We start from the raw sequence: 18450 nt of genomic DNA, 5'->3' as shown, positions 1-18450 counted from the left end.
AATTACGACTCATCAGTCATACAACCGCAGGGTTGATGAACTGATTTGGCGCATATATCGATGCCCGATCACAAACGGCTAGCAAATGAATTAGAGTTTTTCTGCTCGGACGCCCGGCAACAGCGCACATACGCGGAGCGACGCACCACGACACAGCAAAAGTTGTACCAGGCATTTGCACTGAACCTTCGCGCAAGGCTCATACTCGAACGCTTCAAAGCCACCTACGGAGATCCACCCATGGCCAGCATCAAGGCAAAGACTGCTCAAGAAATCCTGATGAACGACTTCCAGACTCTGGTCGCCGACACCGAACGCCTGCTCGAGCACACCAAGACCCTCGCTGGTGATCAGGCCGATGAGCTGCGTGCCCAGATTCACGACAGCCTGCTGCGTGCCCGGGAAACCCTGAAAGTGACTGAAGACACCCTGCGCGAACGCGGTCAGGCGGCGGTCACCGCTACTGAAGACTATGTATCGGCCAACCCATGGCAATCGGTGGGCATCGCTGCCGGCGTCGGCTTTCTGATCGGCCTGCTGGCAACTCGGCGCTGATCATGTCGATCGGTGAATCCGGCCCGACTACGGGCACCGCCTCCTCCACACGTCGCCTCGGCGCTGCCGTTCTGGGCCTGCTGCACAGTCATGTCGAGTTGTTCGGCATCGAATTGCAGGAGCAGAAATCACGCACCGTCAGCCTGCTGCTGTTCGCGGGCTTGGCACTGGTGTTTGCCCTGCTGTTGCTGGTGGGTCTGTCGACGCTGGTGATGATCATCTTCTGGGACACCTACCGCCTGGCAGCGATCATCGGCCTGTGCGTGTTTTACACGCTGGCGTCGATCTTCTGCGGCCTGCGCCTCAAAGCGGCGATTTTCGATGAGTCCTCGCCTTTCCACGGCACGCTCGAAGAGCTGGCCAACGACCGGGAGCGTCTGCTGCCATGAGCCTGCCTGAACTTCCGCACAACAGCTCGCGCCGGGAAATGCGCAAGGCACTGATCCGCCTGCGCATGGAAATGCATCGTCAGGAAATCCGCCACGAGACCGCGCAAGTGTTGCAACCGTTGCAGCGCATGCGTGGCATGAAGCAGAACGTGCAGGACGGTTTCGGCATCAAGCACGCGCCGTTGTGGGGCGTGGCGGCGGTGACGCTGCTGGGTTTCCTCACCGGCAAAGGCTCGAAACGCAGCAGTGGTGGCGGTTTGACGCGACTGCTGCGTCTGGGCACGACGCTTGGGCCGCTGATCAGACTGGTCATGCACAGCTCGGGCAAACGCTGAAGCGCCCATCTGGCTACATTCTTGCAATAGCGCCGGGATGAATCTCCTTATCGGGAGATTCCATCCCGCGTGCCTATCCGGCAAGCGCGGCCAAACCAAAAACAAGATTAAGGACTTGCCGTGATCGACGGGCAACCGCTCGCCTGTTTTCAGCCTTTCATCGATACCGCCACAGGCCGCATCGCTGGTGTCGAAGCACTCGGTCGCTTGCGCCAGAGCGATGGTCAACTGACCTCGGTCGGGCCATTGTTCGCCGACCCACGGACCCCGGCCACCGCCTTGCGCCGTCTCGATCGGCAGATCCGTGACCACGCCCTCAGCCGCCTGCATGAAGCGCCGGCGGAGTGGTTCCTCAGCCTGAACATGTCGCCACGCTGGATCAGTCGCCTGCGCGCCGATCAAGCGCTGCCAAGCCTCAAGCAATTGGCGCGACACCAGGTTGATCCGCAGCGCATCGTTTTCGAAATCACCGAACTGGGCGGTAACAGCGAACGCCTGGCCCACGTGGTCGGGCGCTACCGTAACGCAGGGGCGAGAATCGCCATCGATGATTTTGGCGCCGGCTATTCGCAGCTGGATCGGGTACTGGCCCTGCAACCGGACATTCTCAAGCTCGACATGCGCCTGTTTCAGGCTGCGGCCCTCGGCGGACCGAGCAGTGACGTGGTCAAAGCACTTGCGCAGATGGCCGAAAAAACCGGCTGCTGGATCATCGCTGAAGGCGTCGAAACCGAAGCACAGCTGAATTTCGCCCTGGAGTGCGGCTCGCGCTACGTACAAGGTTTTCTTTTCGCCCGGGCGCAGGAAGACTTCTTCGCTACGGATGCTTTCGTCGCGCATTTCGCCCAACTCAGGCAGCGCTACGTAAAACAGAAACTCAGCGAGCGCGGAAGGCTGATGCAGATGCGTCAGCAGCTCAGCGAACTGATGGCGATTCTGCAGCAATGGGCCCAGGCCCGCGCCCCGCTCAGTGCATTGCCGCAATTGCAGGCGTTTCCCTGGCTGCTGCGCTTTTATCAGTGCGATCGCCACGGCACGCAACTGACGCCCAACCTCGAATGGCGCCATGACGGCTGGTTTGCCGATGACCGCTATCTGGGGCACAACTGGTCGTGGCGACCGTATTTCTATCATCTGCTGGCCGAAGGCTGGGAAGAACGCCGCCTGACCCTGTCGAACACCTATCGCGATGCCACCAGCAACCAGTATTGCCTGACTGCCGGACAGTTTTTCGATAACGGTGAACGCTTGCTGTTGATCGATATCGACGCAGCAGGCCTGTAGTTCTGCTTGCAGGCACAGGGCCGAACCGGGAAGCTAGGACGATCAGTCACCAGACGGAGAGATTCAGCCTTGGATTGGCCAACCCTGCTCAACCGCGAACGCCTCGGCAAACCGCTGCACAGCCCGCAAGAACTCGGCCGCAGCCCTTTTCACAAAGACCATGACCGCATCATTTTCTCCGGTGCCTTTCGCCGCCTCGGGCGCAAGACCCAAGTGCACCCGGTCACCAGCAACGATCACATTCATACCCGCCTGACCCACTCGCTGGAAGTCAGCTGCGTCGGCCGTTCGCTGGGCATGCGTGTCGGTGAAACCTTGCGCAGCGCGCTGCCAGACTGGTGCGACCCGGCCGACCTCGGCATGGTCGTGCAATCGGCCTGCCTGGCGCATGACATCGGCAATCCGCCGTTCGGCCATTCCGGCGAAGACGCGATTCGCCATTGGTTTCAACAAGCCGCCGGGCGCGGCTGGCTGGACGGCATGAGCGAGGCCGAGCGTGGTGATTTCCTCAATTTCGAAGGCAATGCTCAAGGCTTTCGCGTGCTGACGCAGCTGGAATATCACCAGTTCGACGGCGGCACGCGCCTGACCTACGCGACGCTGGGCACCTATCTGAAGTACCCGTGGACCGCGCGCCACGCCGACTCCCTCGGCTACAAGAAACACAAGTTCGGCTGTTATCAGAGCGAACTGCCATTGCTCGAACAGATCGCGCACAAACTCGGTCTGCCGCAAATCGAAGACCAGCGCTGGGCACGCCATCCATTGGTCTACCTGATGGAAGCCGCTGATGACATCTGCTATGCGCTGATCGATCTCGAAGACGGTCTGGAAATGGAGTTGCTCGAATACGCCGAAGTCGAGTCACTGCTGCTCGGTCTGGTCGGCGACGATTTGCCGGAAACCTATCGCCAGCTCGGCCCGCAGGATTCCCGCCGGCGTAAACTGGCGATCCTGCGCGGCAAGGCCATCGAGCACCTGACCAACGCGGCGGCGCGGGCATTTGTCGAACAGCAGGATGCTCTGCTCGCCGGCACGCTGCACGGCGATCTGGTCGAACACATGCACGGGCCGGCGAAGCGCTGCGTGTTGAACGCCAAGGACATCGCGCGCAAGAAAATCTTTCAGGACAAACGCAAGACCCTGCATGAGATCGGCGCGTACACGACGCTGGAGATCCTGCTCAATTCGTTCTGCGGCGCCGCGCTGGAGCAGCACAACGGTCGCACGCCGTCGTTCAAGAGCCGGCGCATCCTCGATTTGCTTGGCAACAATGCGCCGGATCCGCAGGGTTCGTTGCACAGTTCGTTTCTGCGCATGATCGATTTCATCGCCGGCATGACCGACAGTTACGCCAGTGACATGGCACTGGAAATGACCGGGCGTTCAAGTCACTGAGTCTTGAGGGGGCAGCCGGTCACTGATCTGACCGGCTGACCACCATGAGAGTTTTGCTGAATGCCCCTGTGAACCAGGTGAGATTCAACTACGCTTGACCCATTAACCCGATCAAATAAACACCGCTGATTAAACGCAACTTTAAACATCGACAAATAATTGAATATCAATATTGGCCTTCGGATCATTTCAATCTTCGGCCAATTGATTGCTCGCCCTTCCTTACGCCGAACCTAATTTCAACGTAGTCTCTTTCCTCATTACGCGTAGGATTAATCCGATAACGTAGTCGCGACACTACCAGTCCATGCGAGTGCTCATGCATCTGAGCTAAGGTGCGCGCTTTATTCATGCTTGCATGGGACTCTATTTATGAACTCCGTTTTTATTGTGGACGATCATCCGGTCATCCGCCTCGCCGTGCGAATGCTCCTGGAACATGAAGGCTACAAGGTCGTCGGCGAGACCGATAACGGTGTCGATGCCATGCAGATGGTCCGTGAATGCATGCCCGACCTGGTCATTCTCGATATCAGCATCCCCAAGCTGGACGGCCTCGAAGTGCTGGCCCGCTTCAACACCATGGGTTCGAATTTCAAGATTCTGATTCTGACGGCGCAGTGTCCTACGCTGTTCGGCATTCGTTGCATGCAATCCGGCGCATCGGGATATGTCTGCAAGCAGGAAGACTTGAGCGAATTGGTCAGCGCAATCAAAGCGGTACTTTCCGGTTATAACTATTTCCCCAGTCAAGCGCTTAATCCGGTGCGCGCCGACGACACTCGATACGCTGAACTTGAACTGTTCAAATCCGTCAATGACCGCGAACTGATGGTATTGCAGTTATTTGCTCAGGGACGTACCAACAAGGAAATAGCCAAGGGCATGTTTCTCAGCAACAAAACCGTCAGCACTTATAAAAAGCGTCTGATGCAAAAACTCAAAGCCAGATCCCTTGTAGAACTTATCGAGATGGCCAAACGTAACGCACTCGTGTGAGACTCCGCATGCCCAGCCGTGTAAAGGACTACCTGATTGCCTTGAGCGCTGTTCTGTACCTGAGCGCCAATGCCCTCGCCGCGCCAAGCGCTTCACCGGACTATGCATTGCTCAGCCGCTCGGCCACCGAGGCCGTGCAAACTGTCCTGCAGCCGTCACAACGGCAATGGCTGCAGACTCGCAGCGAACTGAAACTGGGTACCTCCGCACCTGATTACCCGCCATTCGACATGACCGTCAGTGGCCAGGACTACGAGGGACTGACCGCCGATTACGCAGGGATTCTCGGTCAGGCCACCGGTTTGCCGATTCGCGTGCAACGCTTTCCCTCGCGCGAGGCTGCAATTCGCGCCTTGATCGATGGCCAGATCGACCTGCTTGGCACAGCCAACGGCTACGAAGCAGGCAATGCCAACCTCGCGCTTTCCAGACCCTATGCGGTCGATCAGCCGGTACTGGTAACCCGCGAGGACGAAACCCGCTCGCTGACCGAAGGCCTCGCCGGCCTGCGCCTGAGCATGGTGTATCACTACCTGCCGGTGCCCGAGATCAAAGCGCTGTATCCCAAAGCGCTGATCACTTGCTATCCGTCCTACCAGAACGCAATCAACGCGGTGGCCTTCGACCAGGCCGATGTGTTTCTCGGCGACACCCTCTCCACCCATTACATGATCAACAAGGGCTATCTCAACAATGTCCGTATGGCCAACTTCGGCAAGCAGGAAGCCCATGGCTTCAGCTTCGCCGTGCGGCGCAGCAATCCGCAGCTGCTGGGCATTATCGACACGGTGCTCGCAGCGATCCCGAGCAGTCAGCGCGACGACATCGCCAAGCGCTGGAGCGCCGGCAGCGACCTGCTGCTCACTGACAGAAAACTGCAGCTGACGGATCGGGAGGAAAACTGGCTCAAGCAGCATCCCGTCGTCAGCGTGGTGGTCAATGAAGCTTACGCACCGTTGACCTTCTTCGACAGCGCCGGCAATTTCCGCGGCATCAGCGCCGACCTGCTCGAGCTGATCCGCTTGCGTACCGGCCTGCGTTTCAAGGTTCAGCGCAGCCGCAACGATGCGGAAATGATCAGGCAGATCGACAACCACAAAGCCGATCTGATTGCCGCCCTGCTGCCCAGCGCCGAACGTGAAAAAAACCTGAGTTTCAGTCGCCCGTATCTGGAAAATTCCTACGTGCTGCTGACCCGCAAAAGCGCCGACAGCCCGACCAATCTGGGCCAGCTCAAAGGCAAGCGTCTGGCGATCGCCCAAGGCAATCCGCTGGTCGCCTACTTGCATGAGAATTTTCCGGGCATCGAACTGATCGAAACCCCCGACACGTTCAGCGCCGTGTCGATGCTCGCCGACAACCATGTCGACGGTGCGGTGAACTCGCTGGTGATCGCCAACTATTTCATCTCCTCGCGCATATTCGATCGGCCACTGCAAATCACCACCACGATCGGCACCAGTCAGGCAGCCTTCTCGCTGGCGACCGCACGTGACAACACCGAACTGGCCTCGATCATCAACAAGGCGCTGCTGAGCATCGCTCCAGAGGAGCTCGGCGTGATCAACGGCCGCTGGCGCGGTTACTCCACGGCATCACAGAACATCTGGCAAAACTACCAGCGCCTGTTCTACCAAGTAGTCGCAGCCGCCGGCCTGATCCTGCTGCTGTTGTTGACCTGGAACGCCTACATGCGCCACCAGATCAAACAACGCCAGGCTGCCGAACGTGCACTGAACGATCAACTGGAGTTCATGCGCTCGCTGGTCAACGGCACGCCGCACCCGATCTACGTGCGAGATCGCCAGGGTCTGCTGCAAAGTTGCAACGACAGTTATCTCGAAGCGTTCAGCGCCAGACGCGAGGACATCATCGGCAAAGGCGTGATGCAGGGCACCCTGAGCAACGCATGCGAGGCCGAGGCATTCCAGGCCGATTACCAGAGAGTCATTGCCGAAGGCATTCCGTTGATCCTCGACCGGCCCCTGCACATCGGCAACCGCCGTTTGACGATTTACCACTGGATTCTTCCCTACCGCGACTCCAGCGGTGACGTTCAAGGGATTATCGGCGGCTGGATAGACATCAGTGAACGCCGCCAATTGTTTGAAAAACTGCGTGCAGCCAAAGAACAGGCGGACGAGGCGAACCGGGCCAAAAGTACCTTCCTGGCAACCATGAGCCATGAGATCCGTACACCGATGAACGCCGTAATCGGCATGCTCGAACTGACCCTGCGACGCATCGATCCGCAACACCCCGATCGCGCTTCGATCGACACGGCCTATCATTCGGCCAAGGATCTGCTCGGGCTGATCGGTGATATCCTCGACATTGCCCGCATTGAGTCGGGACGTCTGAGCCTGTCCCCGGAATGGATCAATCTGGTCGATACCGTGACCTCCGTTGCACGCATCTTCGACGGCCTCGCGCGGCAGAAAAACCTTGCCTTGCAAGTCGTCTTCAACCCACCGCACCCGGCTGTGGATGTACATCTGGATCCGCTACGCTTCAAGCAGGTGCTGTCCAACCTGGTCAGCAACGCTATCAAGTTCACCGAAAGCGGCCACGTGCGGATCACCCTCGACCTGATCCCGGCAGACGCTGCTGGTCGAACATTGATGCAGCTGACCGTGCAGGACAGCGGCTCAGGCATCAGCGCCGAAGATCAACAGCGCTTGTTCGAGCCATTCTCGCAGGCGGAAAACGGCAGTCGGCAGGCAAAAAACGGCGCCGGACTGGGGCTGGTCATCAGTCGCAACCTGTGCGAAATGATGGGCGGACAACTGCAGTTGAGCAGCCAGCCCGGCATCGGCACTCAGGTGTGCATATCGCTGCCGCTGGACAGCCTGCCGGCAAAGGCGAATCCGCCGAAAAGCGAACCGTTGATCAAGCCCGCGACCATGCCGTTACATGTCCTGGTTGTCGACGACCATCCGGCCAACCGTCTGCTCATGTGTCAGCAACTTGAGTTTCTCGGGCATCGCTTCAGCATTGCCGAAGATGGCTGCAGCGGCCTCGAACGGTGGAAGGCCGATCATTTCGATCTGGTGATCGTCGACTGCAACATGCCCTTGATGAACGGCTATGACATGACCCGTGGGATTCGCCAGCTTGAACTGCAAAACCATCGCCCGCCGTGCACCGTGCTGGGTTTCACCGCCAATGCCCAGCCGGAAGAAGTCCAGCGCTGCAAGCTCGCCGGCATGGACGACTGCCTGTTCAAACCGTTGAGTCTGACCCTGCTCGGACAGTGGATCGACGGCATCACGCCGGCATCACCGGCCTCGGTGTTCGACCTGCAAAGTCTGAGCTTGCTGACCGGCAACAACCCCGGGCAAACCCGACGCATGCTGGTGGAGCTCCTCAAGAGCAGCCGCCTCGACCGCGAGGAACTACTCAGGCTGTCACCCGAGGATGATCGCGAAGCGCTGGCGGTGGTTGCGCACAAGATCAAGGGCGCAGCACGCATCGCGCAGGCCTCGCGGCTGATTGAATGTTGTGATGAGCTTGAGACCGCTTGCGAGCAAGCGCTCGCATCACAGGAGATTGCCCGTCGCTGGGCGGCAACCAGCCAGGCGATGCTCGAACTGGCGCAGGCCCTGCAGCAGCAATTGACCCTGGCCGATCAAGGCACAGTCAGCGAGTCTTAACTATGCTTGGACGCTGAGCAGTGAGTTAAACATTCATGGAGAGCCAGCAATGCACAGCCCACTGCGCCCCGAGCAACGCCGGTTGCCGCTGCACGTGCACATCAGCGTCATGTTCACCTTTCTTTTATTGCTTACGGGCGTGGTGCTGGGCCTGTTCAATTACCACCAGACCACGCAGATCATCCTGTCGAGCAGCGAAAAGCTGTTTGACCGCATCGAGCAGGATGTACGCCTCGATCTGCAGGCAACCTATCAACCGATCCGCAACCTGCTGAGCCTGCTGGCGGACACCCCGGCGGCCCACGCGAGCGATCTGCAACAACGCCTGCCGTTGCTCAAACCCTTCAGCCAGTCGCTCACCGACAACCCGGCGCTGGCATCGCTGTATCTGGGTTATACCAATGGTGATTTCTTCATGGTGCGCGCGCTGCGCACGGCGGAACTCAAGGCACAGCTTCAGGCGCCGGAAGCGGCGGCCTATCAGGTCTGGAGCATCGAGCACGAGCCGCAAGGCACTGTACGCTCGCAATCACTGTTCTTTGATCAGGCGCTGACGCCGCTCAGCCGCCGCGATCATCCAGACGAGCCTTACGATCCGCGCAGCCGAACCTGGTTCAGCGACGCCCTGCAACAGGCCGGGCAAATCACCACCGAGCCCTATGTATTTTTCTCGACCCACAATGTCGGCACCACGCTGGCCCGGCGCAGCGGCGAGAACGCGGTGATTGGCGCCGATCTGACCCTCGCTTCGCTGTCGACCGCCCTGGGCAAGCACCGGGTCACGCCTTCGACAGAGATCGCGTTGTACGACACCGACGGCAACGCCGTGGCCTATCACGACAGCCATCGCCTGATCATCGATGACCGCACTGCGCGTCTGGCCAGAGCGGCCGATCTCAGCCCTGAACTGAACACGCTGCTCAGCTCCGACACTATCGGCAAGCGTCTGCAAGTAAACGACCGGCAATGGATCGTCGCGCGCACCAGCATTGAGGAAGGCGGGCCGAAAGGCCTGCAACTGGCGCTGCTGGTGCCGGAAGACGAATTACTGGTGGATGCGTTCCGCATGCGCTGGCAAGGCGCGCTGATCACCCTCGCCATCCTGTTGCTGTGCCTGCCATTGGGCTGGGTGATTTCGCGGATTCTGGTCAAGCCGCTGCATGCCTTGGTCAAAGAAGCCGACGCGATCCGCAGCTTCGACTTCAGTTCTCCGCTGGCGCGCCGCTCGCCCGTACTGGAAGTCGATCAATTGAGCCTGTCGATGGCGCGGATGAAAGAAACCCTCGGCAGTTTCTTCCGCATCACCGACAGCCTTTGCGCCGAAACCCGTTTTGCCCCGCTACTCGAACGCGTGCTGTTCGAAACCGTGCAGATCGCTCAGGCACAGGCCGGTCTGATCTACCTGCGCGAAGCCGACGGCGCGCGCATGGAACCTTATGGACTGGTGATTGATGGCGTGCCGCGGAAGCTGGAGGCGTTCGACATTGAGGGACGCGAGCTGCATAAGAACACCGGCCCGGCGTGGTTCGAGCAACTGGCCAGCGCCAACAATACCGTCAGCCATCTGGGCTTCGATCAGGCCGGCGACTTGCAGAAAATCCTCTTGGCCATGGAATCACCGCGCATTCACTTGATCGGTATCCGCCTGCACAACCAGCACGACGAAACCATCGGCCTGCTGATTCTGCTGGTCAATGACAGCGGCGCGCCGGGCGATCTGGAAAAGCTGCGCCCCGACCGTATCGCCTTCTTGCAGGCGGTGTCCGGCGCGGCGGCGGTGAGCATCGAAAGTCAGCGTCTGCAAGCGCGGCAGAAACAACTGCTCGATGCCTTCATCCAACTGCTCGCCAGCGCGATCGATGCCAAGAGCCCCTACACCGGCGGCCATTGCCAGCGGGTGCCGGAATTGACGCTGATGCTCGCCCAGGCCGCTGCGGCAAGCCAGGACCCGGCGTTCAGCGCCTACCAACCGAGCGAGGATGAATGGGAGGCGTTGCACATCGCAGCGTGGCTGCACGATTGCGGCAAGGTCACGACGCCGGAATACGTGGTCGACAAAGCCACCAAGCTCGAGACCATCAACGACCGCATCCACGAAATCCGCACCCGCTTCGAGGTGCTCAAGCGTGACGTGTGGATCAACTACTGGCAGACGCTGGCAAGCGGTGCAGACGAAGCGGCGCTGGCCCGCGCCCGTGATAGTGAGTTGCTGATGCTCGATGACGACTTCGCCTTTGTCGCCCGCTGCAATCTCGGTGGCGAGGCCATGGCCGAGGCCGATCTGCTGCGCCTCGAGCAAGTCGCGCAACGCAGATGGCTGCGCACACTGGATGATCGCCTCGGTGTGTCATGGGAAGAAAACCGCCGCCAGGCAAAAACATCGGCGCCGACACTGCCCGTCAGTGAAACACTGCTCGCCGACAAACCCGAGCATCTGATCGAACGCGACAAGAACGAGCTGATCCCCGAGGACAACCCCTGGGGCTTCAAACTCGATGTACCCGAGTACAAGTACAACCGCGGCGAGCTGTACAACCTGAAGATCGCCCGCGGCACCCTTACCCGTGAAGAGCGCTACATCATCAACCATCACATGGTGCAGACGATCATGATGCTCAGCCACCTGCCCTTCCCCGGTCACCTGGACAGCATTGCCGAGATCGCCGGCGGTCATCATGAAAAAATGGACGGCACCGGGTATCCGAAACGGCTGAAACGCGAGGAGATGAGCCTGCCGGCGAGGATGATGGCGATTGCCGATATCTTCGAAGCGCTGACCGCCGCCGATCGCCCTTACAAGAAAGCCAAGTCGTTGAGCGAGGCGCTGGGGATCATGGCGACCATGTGCCGTGAAGCGCACATCGATGCGCCGTTGTTCGGCCTGTTCATCAATGAGGGTGTGTACATGCAGTACGCGACGCGGTTTCTTGATCCCGCGCAAATCGACAGCGTGGATACGGCCAGCCTGTTGCACAAGGCTGGCCTCAGCGGTTGATCAGCAGTCGGTCAGGCGCAGGAAAATCGCCGCCAGTTGCTCAATGCCGGCCTGATCCTCGGCGCCGAAACGCGCCAGCTTCGGGCTGTCGAGGTCGAGCACACCGATCAGGCGTCCGTCCTTGACCAAGGGCACTACCAGTTCGCTGTTGGACGCGCTGTCGCAGGCGATGTGGCCCGGGAAGGCATGTACATCCTCGACGCGCTGGGTTTGCAGGCTGGCAGCAGCAGCGCCGCAAACACCGCGCCCGAACGGGATGCGCACGCAAGCGATCTGGCCCTGAAACGGGCCGAGCACCAGCTCTTCGTTGCGATTGAGGTAGAAACCGGCCCAGTTCAGATCATCGAGCTGGTTGAACAGGAATGCGGAAAACTGCGCGGCATTGGCGATGAAGTCGCGTTCGTCCGCCAGTAGCGATTCCAGTTGCGCGGCCAACATACCGTAGCCTTCGAGGCCCTGGCCGCTTTGTTGCAAATCAATCATGCCTTGTGCTCCAGCAATTTCAGTCCCACCCAGTAGCGGGCGAATTGATACGCGCAACGTCCGTTGCGATTACCGCGGCCGGTGGCCCAGCGCACGGCGAGGATGTCCAGTGCTTCGTCGCGCTGCCAGCTCAGGCCGGCCTTGGCGGCCAACTGGCCGATCCAGTGCTCGACGACGTTGAGAAAATGTTCCTGGGTAAACGGGTAGAACGACAGCCACAGACCGAAACGATCAGACAGGGCGATCTTGTCTTCCACCGCTTCGCTCGGGTGCAGTTCGCCGTCGACGCGCTTCCAGTTTTCGTTGTCGCTTTCCTTTTCCGGCACCAGGTGGCGGCGGTTGGAAGTGGCGTACAGCAAGACGTTGTCGGGTGCCTGCTCGAGCGAACCGTCGAGCACGCTTTTCAGCACGCGGTAGTCGCCTTCGCCGGATTCGAACGACAGGTCATCGCAGAACAGCACGAAACGTTGCGGCAATTTGGCGACTTGCTCGACCACCCGTGGCAGGTCAGCCAAGTGATCGCGTTCGATCTCGATCAGACGCAGGCCGGCACCGGCGTGCTCGGCCAGCAACGCACGCACCAGCGAAGACTTGCCGGTACCGCGCGAACCCCAGAGCAAGGCGTGGTTGGCCGGCATGCCATCAAGAAATTGTTGTGTGTTGCGCCCCAACTGCTCCAACTGCCGGTCGACGCCGATCAGGTCGGACAGACGCATGTCGAGGCTGACTTCCAGCGGCAACAGGTAGCCGCTGCGACCGTCACGCTGCCAGCGCGCTGCCAGGCATGTGTTCCAGTCAATGACGGGGCGCGGTGCCGGCAACAGTGGTTCGATTCGCGCCAGAACCGACTCGGCGCGTTCAAGAAAAGCATTCAATCGGGAATCCACGTCTTCTCCTCGGGCACTTTCACAGTGATGATGACGATCCAGCGACGACATACAGATAAAATCGCCTCAGCAAGCCTTGTTACAAGGCGATTCGGGAACCTCGGTATCCCTGCATGATCGACTATGCTTGAGCAGCGAAGGGAAACGGAAGTGGTTCAACAACCCATGGATATCAAATTCACCCACCGGCTGTCTTACAAGCAAGCCAGGCTTACCGTGCTGGTCGGGTTCATTCTGGGCACCCTGCTCAGTCTGCTGCAGATCGGCATCGATTATGCCAGCGAAGACGCTTCCATCAACCGGGAAATCCTCGCACTGCTGGAAATCAGCCACAATCCGGCCTCGCGCATCGCCTACAACATCGATGCCGAACTGGCGCAGGAGCTCACCCTCGGCCTGCTGCGCTCGCCGGCGATCATCGCCGCGCAATTGATCGACAACAACGAGACCGTCCTGGCCAACGTCAAACGCCCGGAGCTGCAGAGCAGCTATCGGCTGATCAGCGACTTCCTGTTCGGCGCCAAGCGTCATTTCGAAGATCGCCTGTACCTCGACCATTTGCCCAACGAATCCCTCGGCGTCCTCAAACTGGAAGTCGACACTTACGCCTTTGGCAGCCGCTTCCTGCGCCGCGCGGAAGTCACCCTGCTCAACGGTTTCGCCCGCAGCCTGCTGCTGACCGGTATCCTCCTGGCGCTGTTCTACGTGATGCTGACCAAGCCACTGGTGCGGGTCATCCGTGAGCTCAGCGGTCGCGACCCGCGCAGCGCCGAGCCGACCACGCTCGAGTGCCCGGCCGGCCACGGCAACGATGAGATCGGCGTGCTGGTCAAGGTCGCCAATCAGCAGTTCGAGAACATCGCCACCGAAATCCAGCAGCGGCGAACCGCAGAAAACCGCCTGACCGAATACCTCGCGCAACTGGAAGACATCGTCTCGGCGCGCACCGCCGAACTCAAGGCAATCAACGCCCGCCTCAGCCAGTCCAACGAAGAGCTCGAAGTGGCCCGCCGTACTGCACTGGACATGGCCGAAGCGCGTTCGGCGTTTCTGGCGAACATGAGCCATGAAATCCGCACACCGCTCAACGGTCTGCTGGGGATGATCGCGCTGTCGCTGGACGGCCCGCTCAACGCCGAGCAGCAGCAACAACTGTCGATCGCCCACGACTCGGGCAAGGTGCTGGTGGAACTGCTCAACGATATTCTCGACCTGTCGAAATTCGACGCCGGGCAACTGGAGTTGGAAAACATCCCGTTCGACCTCGGCTCGCTGATCGAAGACACCGCCAACCTGCTCTCGCAGAACGCCGCGCCGAGCGTAGAGCTGACCTGCCTGATCGAGCCGCACTTCCCGGCGCTGGTGCTGGGCGACCCGACCCGAGTGCGGCAGATCGTCAGCAACCTGCTGTCGAATGCGCTGAAATTCACCCGCTTCGGTCGGGTCGATGTGCGTTTGTCAGCTCACAAGGATGGCGTGCGCATCGAAGTCTGCGACACCGGCATCGGCATCGCCCAGGAAGCGCAGGTGAAAATCTTCCAGCCGTTCACCCAGGCCGGCGCTGGTATCACCCGTCAGTACGGCGGCACCGGGCTGGGGTTGGCGCTGACATATAACCTGTGCGAAGCGATGCAGGGGCGCCTGACCATCAGCTCCGAAAGCGGTTTTGGCAGCCAGTTCTGTGCCGAGCTGCCACTGCCCTGCCACACTCGCGCCCTCCCTCCCCAGCCGTTACGTGGCAAGGTCCTCGCCATTACTGCAGCCAGCAGTGGCCTGGCGGAATTGCTGAAAAGCCTGTTGCCGGTGTGGGGCCTGGAATACACGCAGCGCACTATTGATGATTCGCTGCTGGGCCTGAATCCGGATGTGCTGATCACCGATTGTCCGGAATGCCTGTTCGGTCTGCGCCCGAGCATCACCGCGCCGATTCTGCTGGTGACTGCTTACGGCAGTTTTCTGCCCAGCGAAGAAGCCGCCGCCCTCGCCCCCTTGCAGCAGCAGGCCCGGCCGCTGGCGCGCAACGCGCTGTACCAGCATCTGCGACGGATTCTGCAACCGGAGGTCGCCGCCCTCACCGAAGCGCAAGCGGACGCCTCGCCGTCCGCGCGCCGGGGCAAGGTGCTGCTGGTCGAGGACAACCCGGTCAATCAACTGGTGGCAAAAGGCATGCTTGGCAAGCTTGGCTGCGATGTGGTGGTGGCGGGGCATGGCGCCGAGGCGCTGGATCAGCTGGAGTTTGCCGATTTCGATCTGGTGCTGATGGACTGCAACATGCCGGTGATGGATGGCTATGAAGCCAGTCGGCAGATTCGCCAGAGCGGGCGCTGGCCGAATCTGCCGATTGTCGCGCTGACCGCCAATGCCATGTCCGAGGAACGCGAACGCTGCCGCGCGGCGGGCATGAGTGACTATCTGGCCAAACCGTTTCGCCGCGAAGAACTCGCCGCGCTGCTCGATCAGTGGATGCCGACTACGCCAGCGCTTTGATTTGCCCGAGCAAGTGATCGAGGCCAGCGCGCAAGTCGTTGAGCCGGTCAAGATCAACGCCACTGTCGCAGAGCAGGCGCGCCTTCAGTGGCCCGACCCGCTCGCGCAATGCGGCTCCGGCAGGCGTCAGGCTCAGGTGCATCTCACGTTCGTCGCGCGCCGAGCGCCTGCGCTGGACCAGATCGATCTGCTCCAGACGCTTGAGCAATGGCGTCAATGTCCCCGAGTCCAGCGCCAGACGCTCGCCCAAGGCCTTGACCGTCGGTTGCTCCGGCGCAGCATCCTGCCACTCCCACAGCACCAGCATCGCCAGGTACTGCGGGTAGGTCAGGCCCAACTGATCGAGCATCGGCTTATAGGCGCGAATCACCGCCCGCGAGGCCGCGTACAGCTTGAAGCACAACTGGCTGTCGAGCTTCAGCGAGTCACCCGGCTGGCTCATTTCAGCAAAGCTTCGATCTCGCCGCTCAGGTCCTGCGGTTTGGTCGTCGGGGCGAAACGCTTGACCAACTGGCCATCCTTGCCGATGAGGAACTTGGTGAAGTTCCACTTGATGCCCTGCGAGCCGAGCAGGCCCGGGGCGCGCTTCTTCAACTGCACGAACAGCGGGTGAGCATCGGCGCCGTTGACGTCGATCTTCTTGAACAGCGGGAAGCTGACGCCGAAATTCAGCTCGCAGAACTCGCTGATGGCGCCCTCATTGCCCGGCTCCTGCTTGCCGAACTGGTTGCACGGAAAACCCAGTACCACCAGCCCCTGGTCCTTGTAGGTCTGCCAGAGTTCTTCGAGGCCCTTGTATTGCGGAGTGAAGCCACACTTGCTCGCGGTATTGACCACCAGCACCGCTTTACCGGCGAAATCGGCCAAAGTCTTTTGCTCACCCTTGATGGTGGTGCACGGAATATTCAGCAGGTTGTCGCTCATGGGTCGGCTCCGCAATGGTGAGGAAGGCGCAAACATAACGAGCAATTGAATTGCGCGCAATCTAATTGCTCGATAAAAAGGCGACGCAATGTCGCCTGTTTCGGTTATTCGCGCGGCTCGAGATTCAGGCACACCGAGTTGATGCAATAACGCAGGCCCGTCGGTGGCGGGCCATCCGGGAATACGTGCCCCAGATGCGCATCGCAGCGCGCGCATTTCACTTCGGTGCGAATCATGCCGTGGCTGGTGTCGCGGATCTCAGCCATCGCGCTATCGCCGATCGGCGCGTAAAAGCTCGGCCAGCCGCAGCCGGAGTCGAATTTGGTCTTCGAATCGAACAAAGGCTCGTTGCAGCACACACAGTGGTAGACACCGTCGGTTTTGGTGTCGTTGTATTTGCCCGAGAACGGACGCTCGGTGGCACTCAGACGGCAGACGTTGTACTGCTCGGAGTCGAGCATGGCACGCCATTCTTCCAGGGTTTTCTGCAACTTTTCCATCATCACACCTCAGCGGCTGAAAAAGCCCGATCTGTACCTTTTCCACGGATCGGGCGGCACGTATGATTGCGCCTCGTCACGCGCCAGTCTGGCAGCCAGACCGGGCGCATTCAAACGGATTCTGAGCGCTAAAGCGCCAGACCTCCGCCTGTGCGAAGACGCAGCAATCCCAGTACGGTTGTCCATTTGCCGCCTGGATCGTTCATTTTCGGGATCACATCGCCATGCAGTTCAGCAAATCGAACAAGCTCGCCAACGTCTGCTACGACATTCGCGGCCCGGTGCTCAAGCACGCCAAACGACTGGAAGAGGAAGGCCAGCGCATCCTCAAGCTGAACATCGGCAACCCGGCGCCGTTTGGTTTCGAAGCGCCGGACGAAATCCTCCAGGACGTGATCCGCAACCTGCCGACCGCGCAGGGCTACAGCGATTCCAAAGGCCTGTTCAGCGCGCGCAAGGCGGTGATGCAGTACTACCAGCAGAAGCAGGTTGAAGGTGTCGGCATCGAAGACATCTACCTGGGCAACGGTGTGTCCGAGCTTATCGTGATGTCGCTGCAGGCGCTGCTCAACAACGGCGACGAAGTGCTGGTGCCAGCCCCGGACTATCCGCTGTGGACCGCTGCCGTCAGCCTCGCTGGCGGTAACGCTGTGCATTATCTGTGCGACGAAGGCGCCGACTGGTTCCCGGATCTGGCCGACATCAAGGCCAAGATCACCCCGAACACCAAGGCCATGGTGATCATCAACCCGAACAACCCGACCGGTGCGGTGTACTCGAAGGAAGTGTTGCTGGGCATGCTGGAGATCGCCCGGGCGCACAATCTGGTGGTGTTCTCCGACGAGATCTACGACAAGATTCTCTATGACGACGCCGTGCACATCTGCACCGCTTCGCTGGCCCCGGACCTGCTCTGCCTGACCTTCAACGGCCTGTCGAAATCCTACCGCGTGGCCGGTTTCCGCTCCGGCTGGATTGCCATTTCCGGGCCGAAACACAACGCGCAGAGTTACATCGAAGGCATCGACATGCTGGCCAACATGCGCCTGTGCGCCAACGTGCCGAGCCAGCACGCGATCCAGACCGCGCTGGGGGGCTACCAGAGCATCAACGATCTGGTGCTGCCGCAGGGTCGCCTGCTGGAGCAGCGTAACCGCACCTGGGAGTTGCTTAACGATATTCCCGGCGTCAGCTGCGTGAAGCCGATGGGCGCGTTGTACGCGTTCCCGAAAATCGACCCGAAGGTCTGCCCGATTCATAACGACGAGAAGTTCGTGCTTGATCTGCTGCTTTCCGAGAAGCTGCTGGTGGTGCAGGGCACGGCGTTCAACTGGCCGTGGCCGGATCACTTCCGCGTGGTCACCCTGCCCCGCGTCGATGATCTGGAAATGGCCATCGGCCGCATCGGCAACTTCCTCAAGTCCTACCGCCAGTAATGGGCCAGCAGTGCGCAACGAATTGGCTGTTGCGCACTGTCTGATTCAGCAACACATCTTTGTTCCGCGCCTTTGCAGCCCTTCTACACTTGCGATGCGAGACGTACAGACGTATCTGACCTAAT

At 60.2% G+C, this 18450-nt stretch carries 15 protein-coding genes; 10 read left to right on the top strand and 5 right to left on the bottom strand.

The genetic code is table 11. From position 1 onward, the window contains the following. The first annotated feature begins 240 nt into the window (after positions 1-240). From D8U82_RS27445 to D8U82_RS27410, 8 genes are all read left to right on the top strand, one after another. Entirely contained in the window at positions 241-555 is a 315-nt protein-coding gene (locus D8U82_RS27445; RefSeq protein WP_016770842.1) for a YqjD family protein, read from the top strand. Positions 556-557: 2 nt separating this feature from the next. Beyond that, positions 558-944: a phage holin family protein gene (locus D8U82_RS27440; RefSeq protein ID WP_016770843.1), complete on the top strand. Its 387-nt coding sequence runs from the start codon at positions 558-560 to the stop codon at positions 942-944. Then, positions 941-1279, top strand: coding sequence for a hypothetical protein (locus tag D8U82_RS27435; protein WP_016770844.1), 339 nt, complete (start codon positions 941-943; stop codon positions 1277-1279). The genes D8U82_RS27440 and D8U82_RS27435 overlap by 4 nt, the downstream gene beginning before the upstream one ends. 120 nt (positions 1280-1399) lie before the next feature. Further along, positions 1400-2563, top strand: a complete 1164-nt coding sequence (locus D8U82_RS27430) for an EAL domain-containing protein (protein ID WP_024013699.1) — start codon at positions 1400-1402, stop codon at positions 2561-2563. 69 nt (positions 2564-2632) lie between these two features. Beyond that, positions 2633-3961 (top strand): deoxyguanosinetriphosphate triphosphohydrolase, encoded by a 1329-nt coding sequence (locus tag D8U82_RS27425; protein ID WP_016770846.1) that lies wholly within the window; start codon positions 2633-2635, stop codon positions 3959-3961. Between the two features lie 372 nt (positions 3962-4333). Beyond that, entirely contained in the window at positions 4334-4960 is a 627-nt protein-coding gene (locus tag D8U82_RS27420; protein ID WP_016770847.1) for a response regulator transcription factor, read from the top strand. An 8-nt stretch (positions 4961-4968) separates the two neighbouring features. Next, positions 4969-8613, top strand: coding sequence for a transporter substrate-binding domain-containing protein (locus D8U82_RS27415; protein ID WP_130903336.1), 3645 nt, complete (start codon positions 4969-4971; stop codon positions 8611-8613). Between the two features lie 49 nt (positions 8614-8662). Then, positions 8663-11608: an HD domain-containing phosphohydrolase gene (locus D8U82_RS27410; protein WP_130903335.1), complete on the top strand. Its 2946-nt coding sequence runs from the start codon at positions 8663-8665 to the stop codon at positions 11606-11608. On the opposite strand, the gene D8U82_RS27405 is transcribed toward D8U82_RS27410, so the two are convergent. Together D8U82_RS27405 and D8U82_RS27400 are read right to left on the bottom strand one after the other, a co-directional pair. Further along, entirely contained in the window at positions 11609-12091 is a 483-nt protein-coding gene (locus D8U82_RS27405; RefSeq protein WP_016770850.1) for a GAF domain-containing protein, read from the bottom strand. Then, positions 12088-12978 (bottom strand): ATP-binding protein, encoded by an 891-nt coding sequence (locus D8U82_RS27400; RefSeq protein ID WP_041478431.1) that lies wholly within the window; start codon positions 12976-12978, stop codon positions 12088-12090. Before D8U82_RS27400 ends, D8U82_RS27405 begins: the two co-directional genes overlap by 4 nt. A gap of 165 nt (positions 12979-13143) precedes the next feature. On the opposite strand from D8U82_RS27400, the gene D8U82_RS27395 reads away from it, so the two are divergent. Beyond that, complete coding sequence (locus D8U82_RS27395; protein ID WP_130903334.1) at positions 13144-15465, top strand: response regulator; 2322 nt, start codon at positions 13144-13146, stop codon at positions 15463-15465. Here D8U82_RS27395 and D8U82_RS27390 read toward each other — a convergent pair. The 3 genes from D8U82_RS27390 to msrB form a co-directional block, all read right to left on the bottom strand. Continuing rightward, positions 15449-15907 (bottom strand): MarR family transcriptional regulator, encoded by a 459-nt coding sequence (locus tag D8U82_RS27390; protein ID WP_016770853.1) that lies wholly within the window; start codon positions 15905-15907, stop codon positions 15449-15451. The two genes, D8U82_RS27395 and D8U82_RS27390, sit on opposite strands and share 17 nt — an antisense overlap. Continuing rightward, positions 15904-16389, bottom strand: a complete 486-nt coding sequence (locus D8U82_RS27385; RefSeq protein WP_016770854.1) for a glutathione peroxidase — start codon at positions 16387-16389, stop codon at positions 15904-15906. Before D8U82_RS27385 ends, D8U82_RS27390 begins: the two co-directional genes overlap by 4 nt. 104 nt (positions 16390-16493) lie before the next feature. After that, positions 16494-16889: a peptide-methionine (R)-S-oxide reductase MsrB gene (msrB, locus tag D8U82_RS27380; protein ID WP_130903333.1), complete on the bottom strand. Its 396-nt coding sequence runs from the start codon at positions 16887-16889 to the stop codon at positions 16494-16496. A 224-nt stretch (positions 16890-17113) separates the two neighbouring features. Between msrB and D8U82_RS27375 the strand changes: the two genes are divergently transcribed. Continuing rightward, complete coding sequence (locus D8U82_RS27375) at positions 17114-18325, top strand: pyridoxal phosphate-dependent aminotransferase (RefSeq protein WP_016770856.1); 1212 nt, start codon at positions 17114-17116, stop codon at positions 18323-18325. Positions 18326-18450 lie beyond the last annotated feature (125 nt).

Source organism: Pseudomonas sp. Sample_23 (genome assembly GCF_004307595.1).
Lineage (GTDB): Bacteria > Pseudomonadota > Gammaproteobacteria > Pseudomonadales > Pseudomonadaceae > Aquipseudomonas > Aquipseudomonas atacamensis.
The sequence above is the reverse complement of the archived record's forward strand: the minus strand, read 5'-3'. Positions and strand labels throughout refer to the sequence as shown.

Bases quoted from the DNA above. Each gene is read 5' to 3' on its own strand.
- D8U82_RS27445 (WP_016770842.1), top strand. From the start codon at position 241: ATGGCCAGCATCAAGGCAAAGACTGCTCAAGAAATCCTGATGAACGAC.
- D8U82_RS27440 (WP_016770843.1), top strand. From the start codon at position 558: ATGTCGATCGGTGAATCCGGCCCGACTACGGGCACCGCCTCCTCCACA.
- D8U82_RS27435 (WP_016770844.1), top strand. From the start codon at position 941: ATGAGCCTGCCTGAACTTCCGCACAACAGCTCGCGCCGGGAAATGCGC.
- D8U82_RS27420 (WP_016770847.1), top strand. From the start codon at position 4,334: ATGAACTCCGTTTTTATTGTGGACGATCATCCGGTCATCCGCCTCGCC.
- D8U82_RS27415 (WP_130903336.1), top strand. From the start codon at position 4,969: ATGCCCAGCCGTGTAAAGGACTACCTGATTGCCTTGAGCGCTGTTCTG.
- D8U82_RS27410 (WP_130903335.1), top strand. From the start codon at position 8,663: ATGCACAGCCCACTGCGCCCCGAGCAACGCCGGTTGCCGCTGCACGTG.
- D8U82_RS27405 (WP_016770850.1), bottom strand. From the start codon at position 12,091: ATGATTGATTTGCAACAAAGCGGCCAGGGCCTCGAAGGCTACGGTATG.
- D8U82_RS27395 (WP_130903334.1), top strand. From the start codon at position 13,144: ATGGATATCAAATTCACCCACCGGCTGTCTTACAAGCAAGCCAGGCTT.
- D8U82_RS27390 (WP_016770853.1), bottom strand. From the start codon at position 15,907: ATGAGCCAGCCGGGTGACTCGCTGAAGCTCGACAGCCAGTTGTGCTTC.
- D8U82_RS27385 (WP_016770854.1), bottom strand. From the start codon at position 16,389: ATGAGCGACAACCTGCTGAATATTCCGTGCACCACCATCAAGGGTGAG.
- msrB (WP_130903333.1), bottom strand. From the start codon at position 16,889: ATGGAAAAGTTGCAGAAAACCCTGGAAGAATGGCGTGCCATGCTCGAC.
- D8U82_RS27375 (WP_016770856.1), top strand. From the start codon at position 17,114: ATGCAGTTCAGCAAATCGAACAAGCTCGCCAACGTCTGCTACGACATT.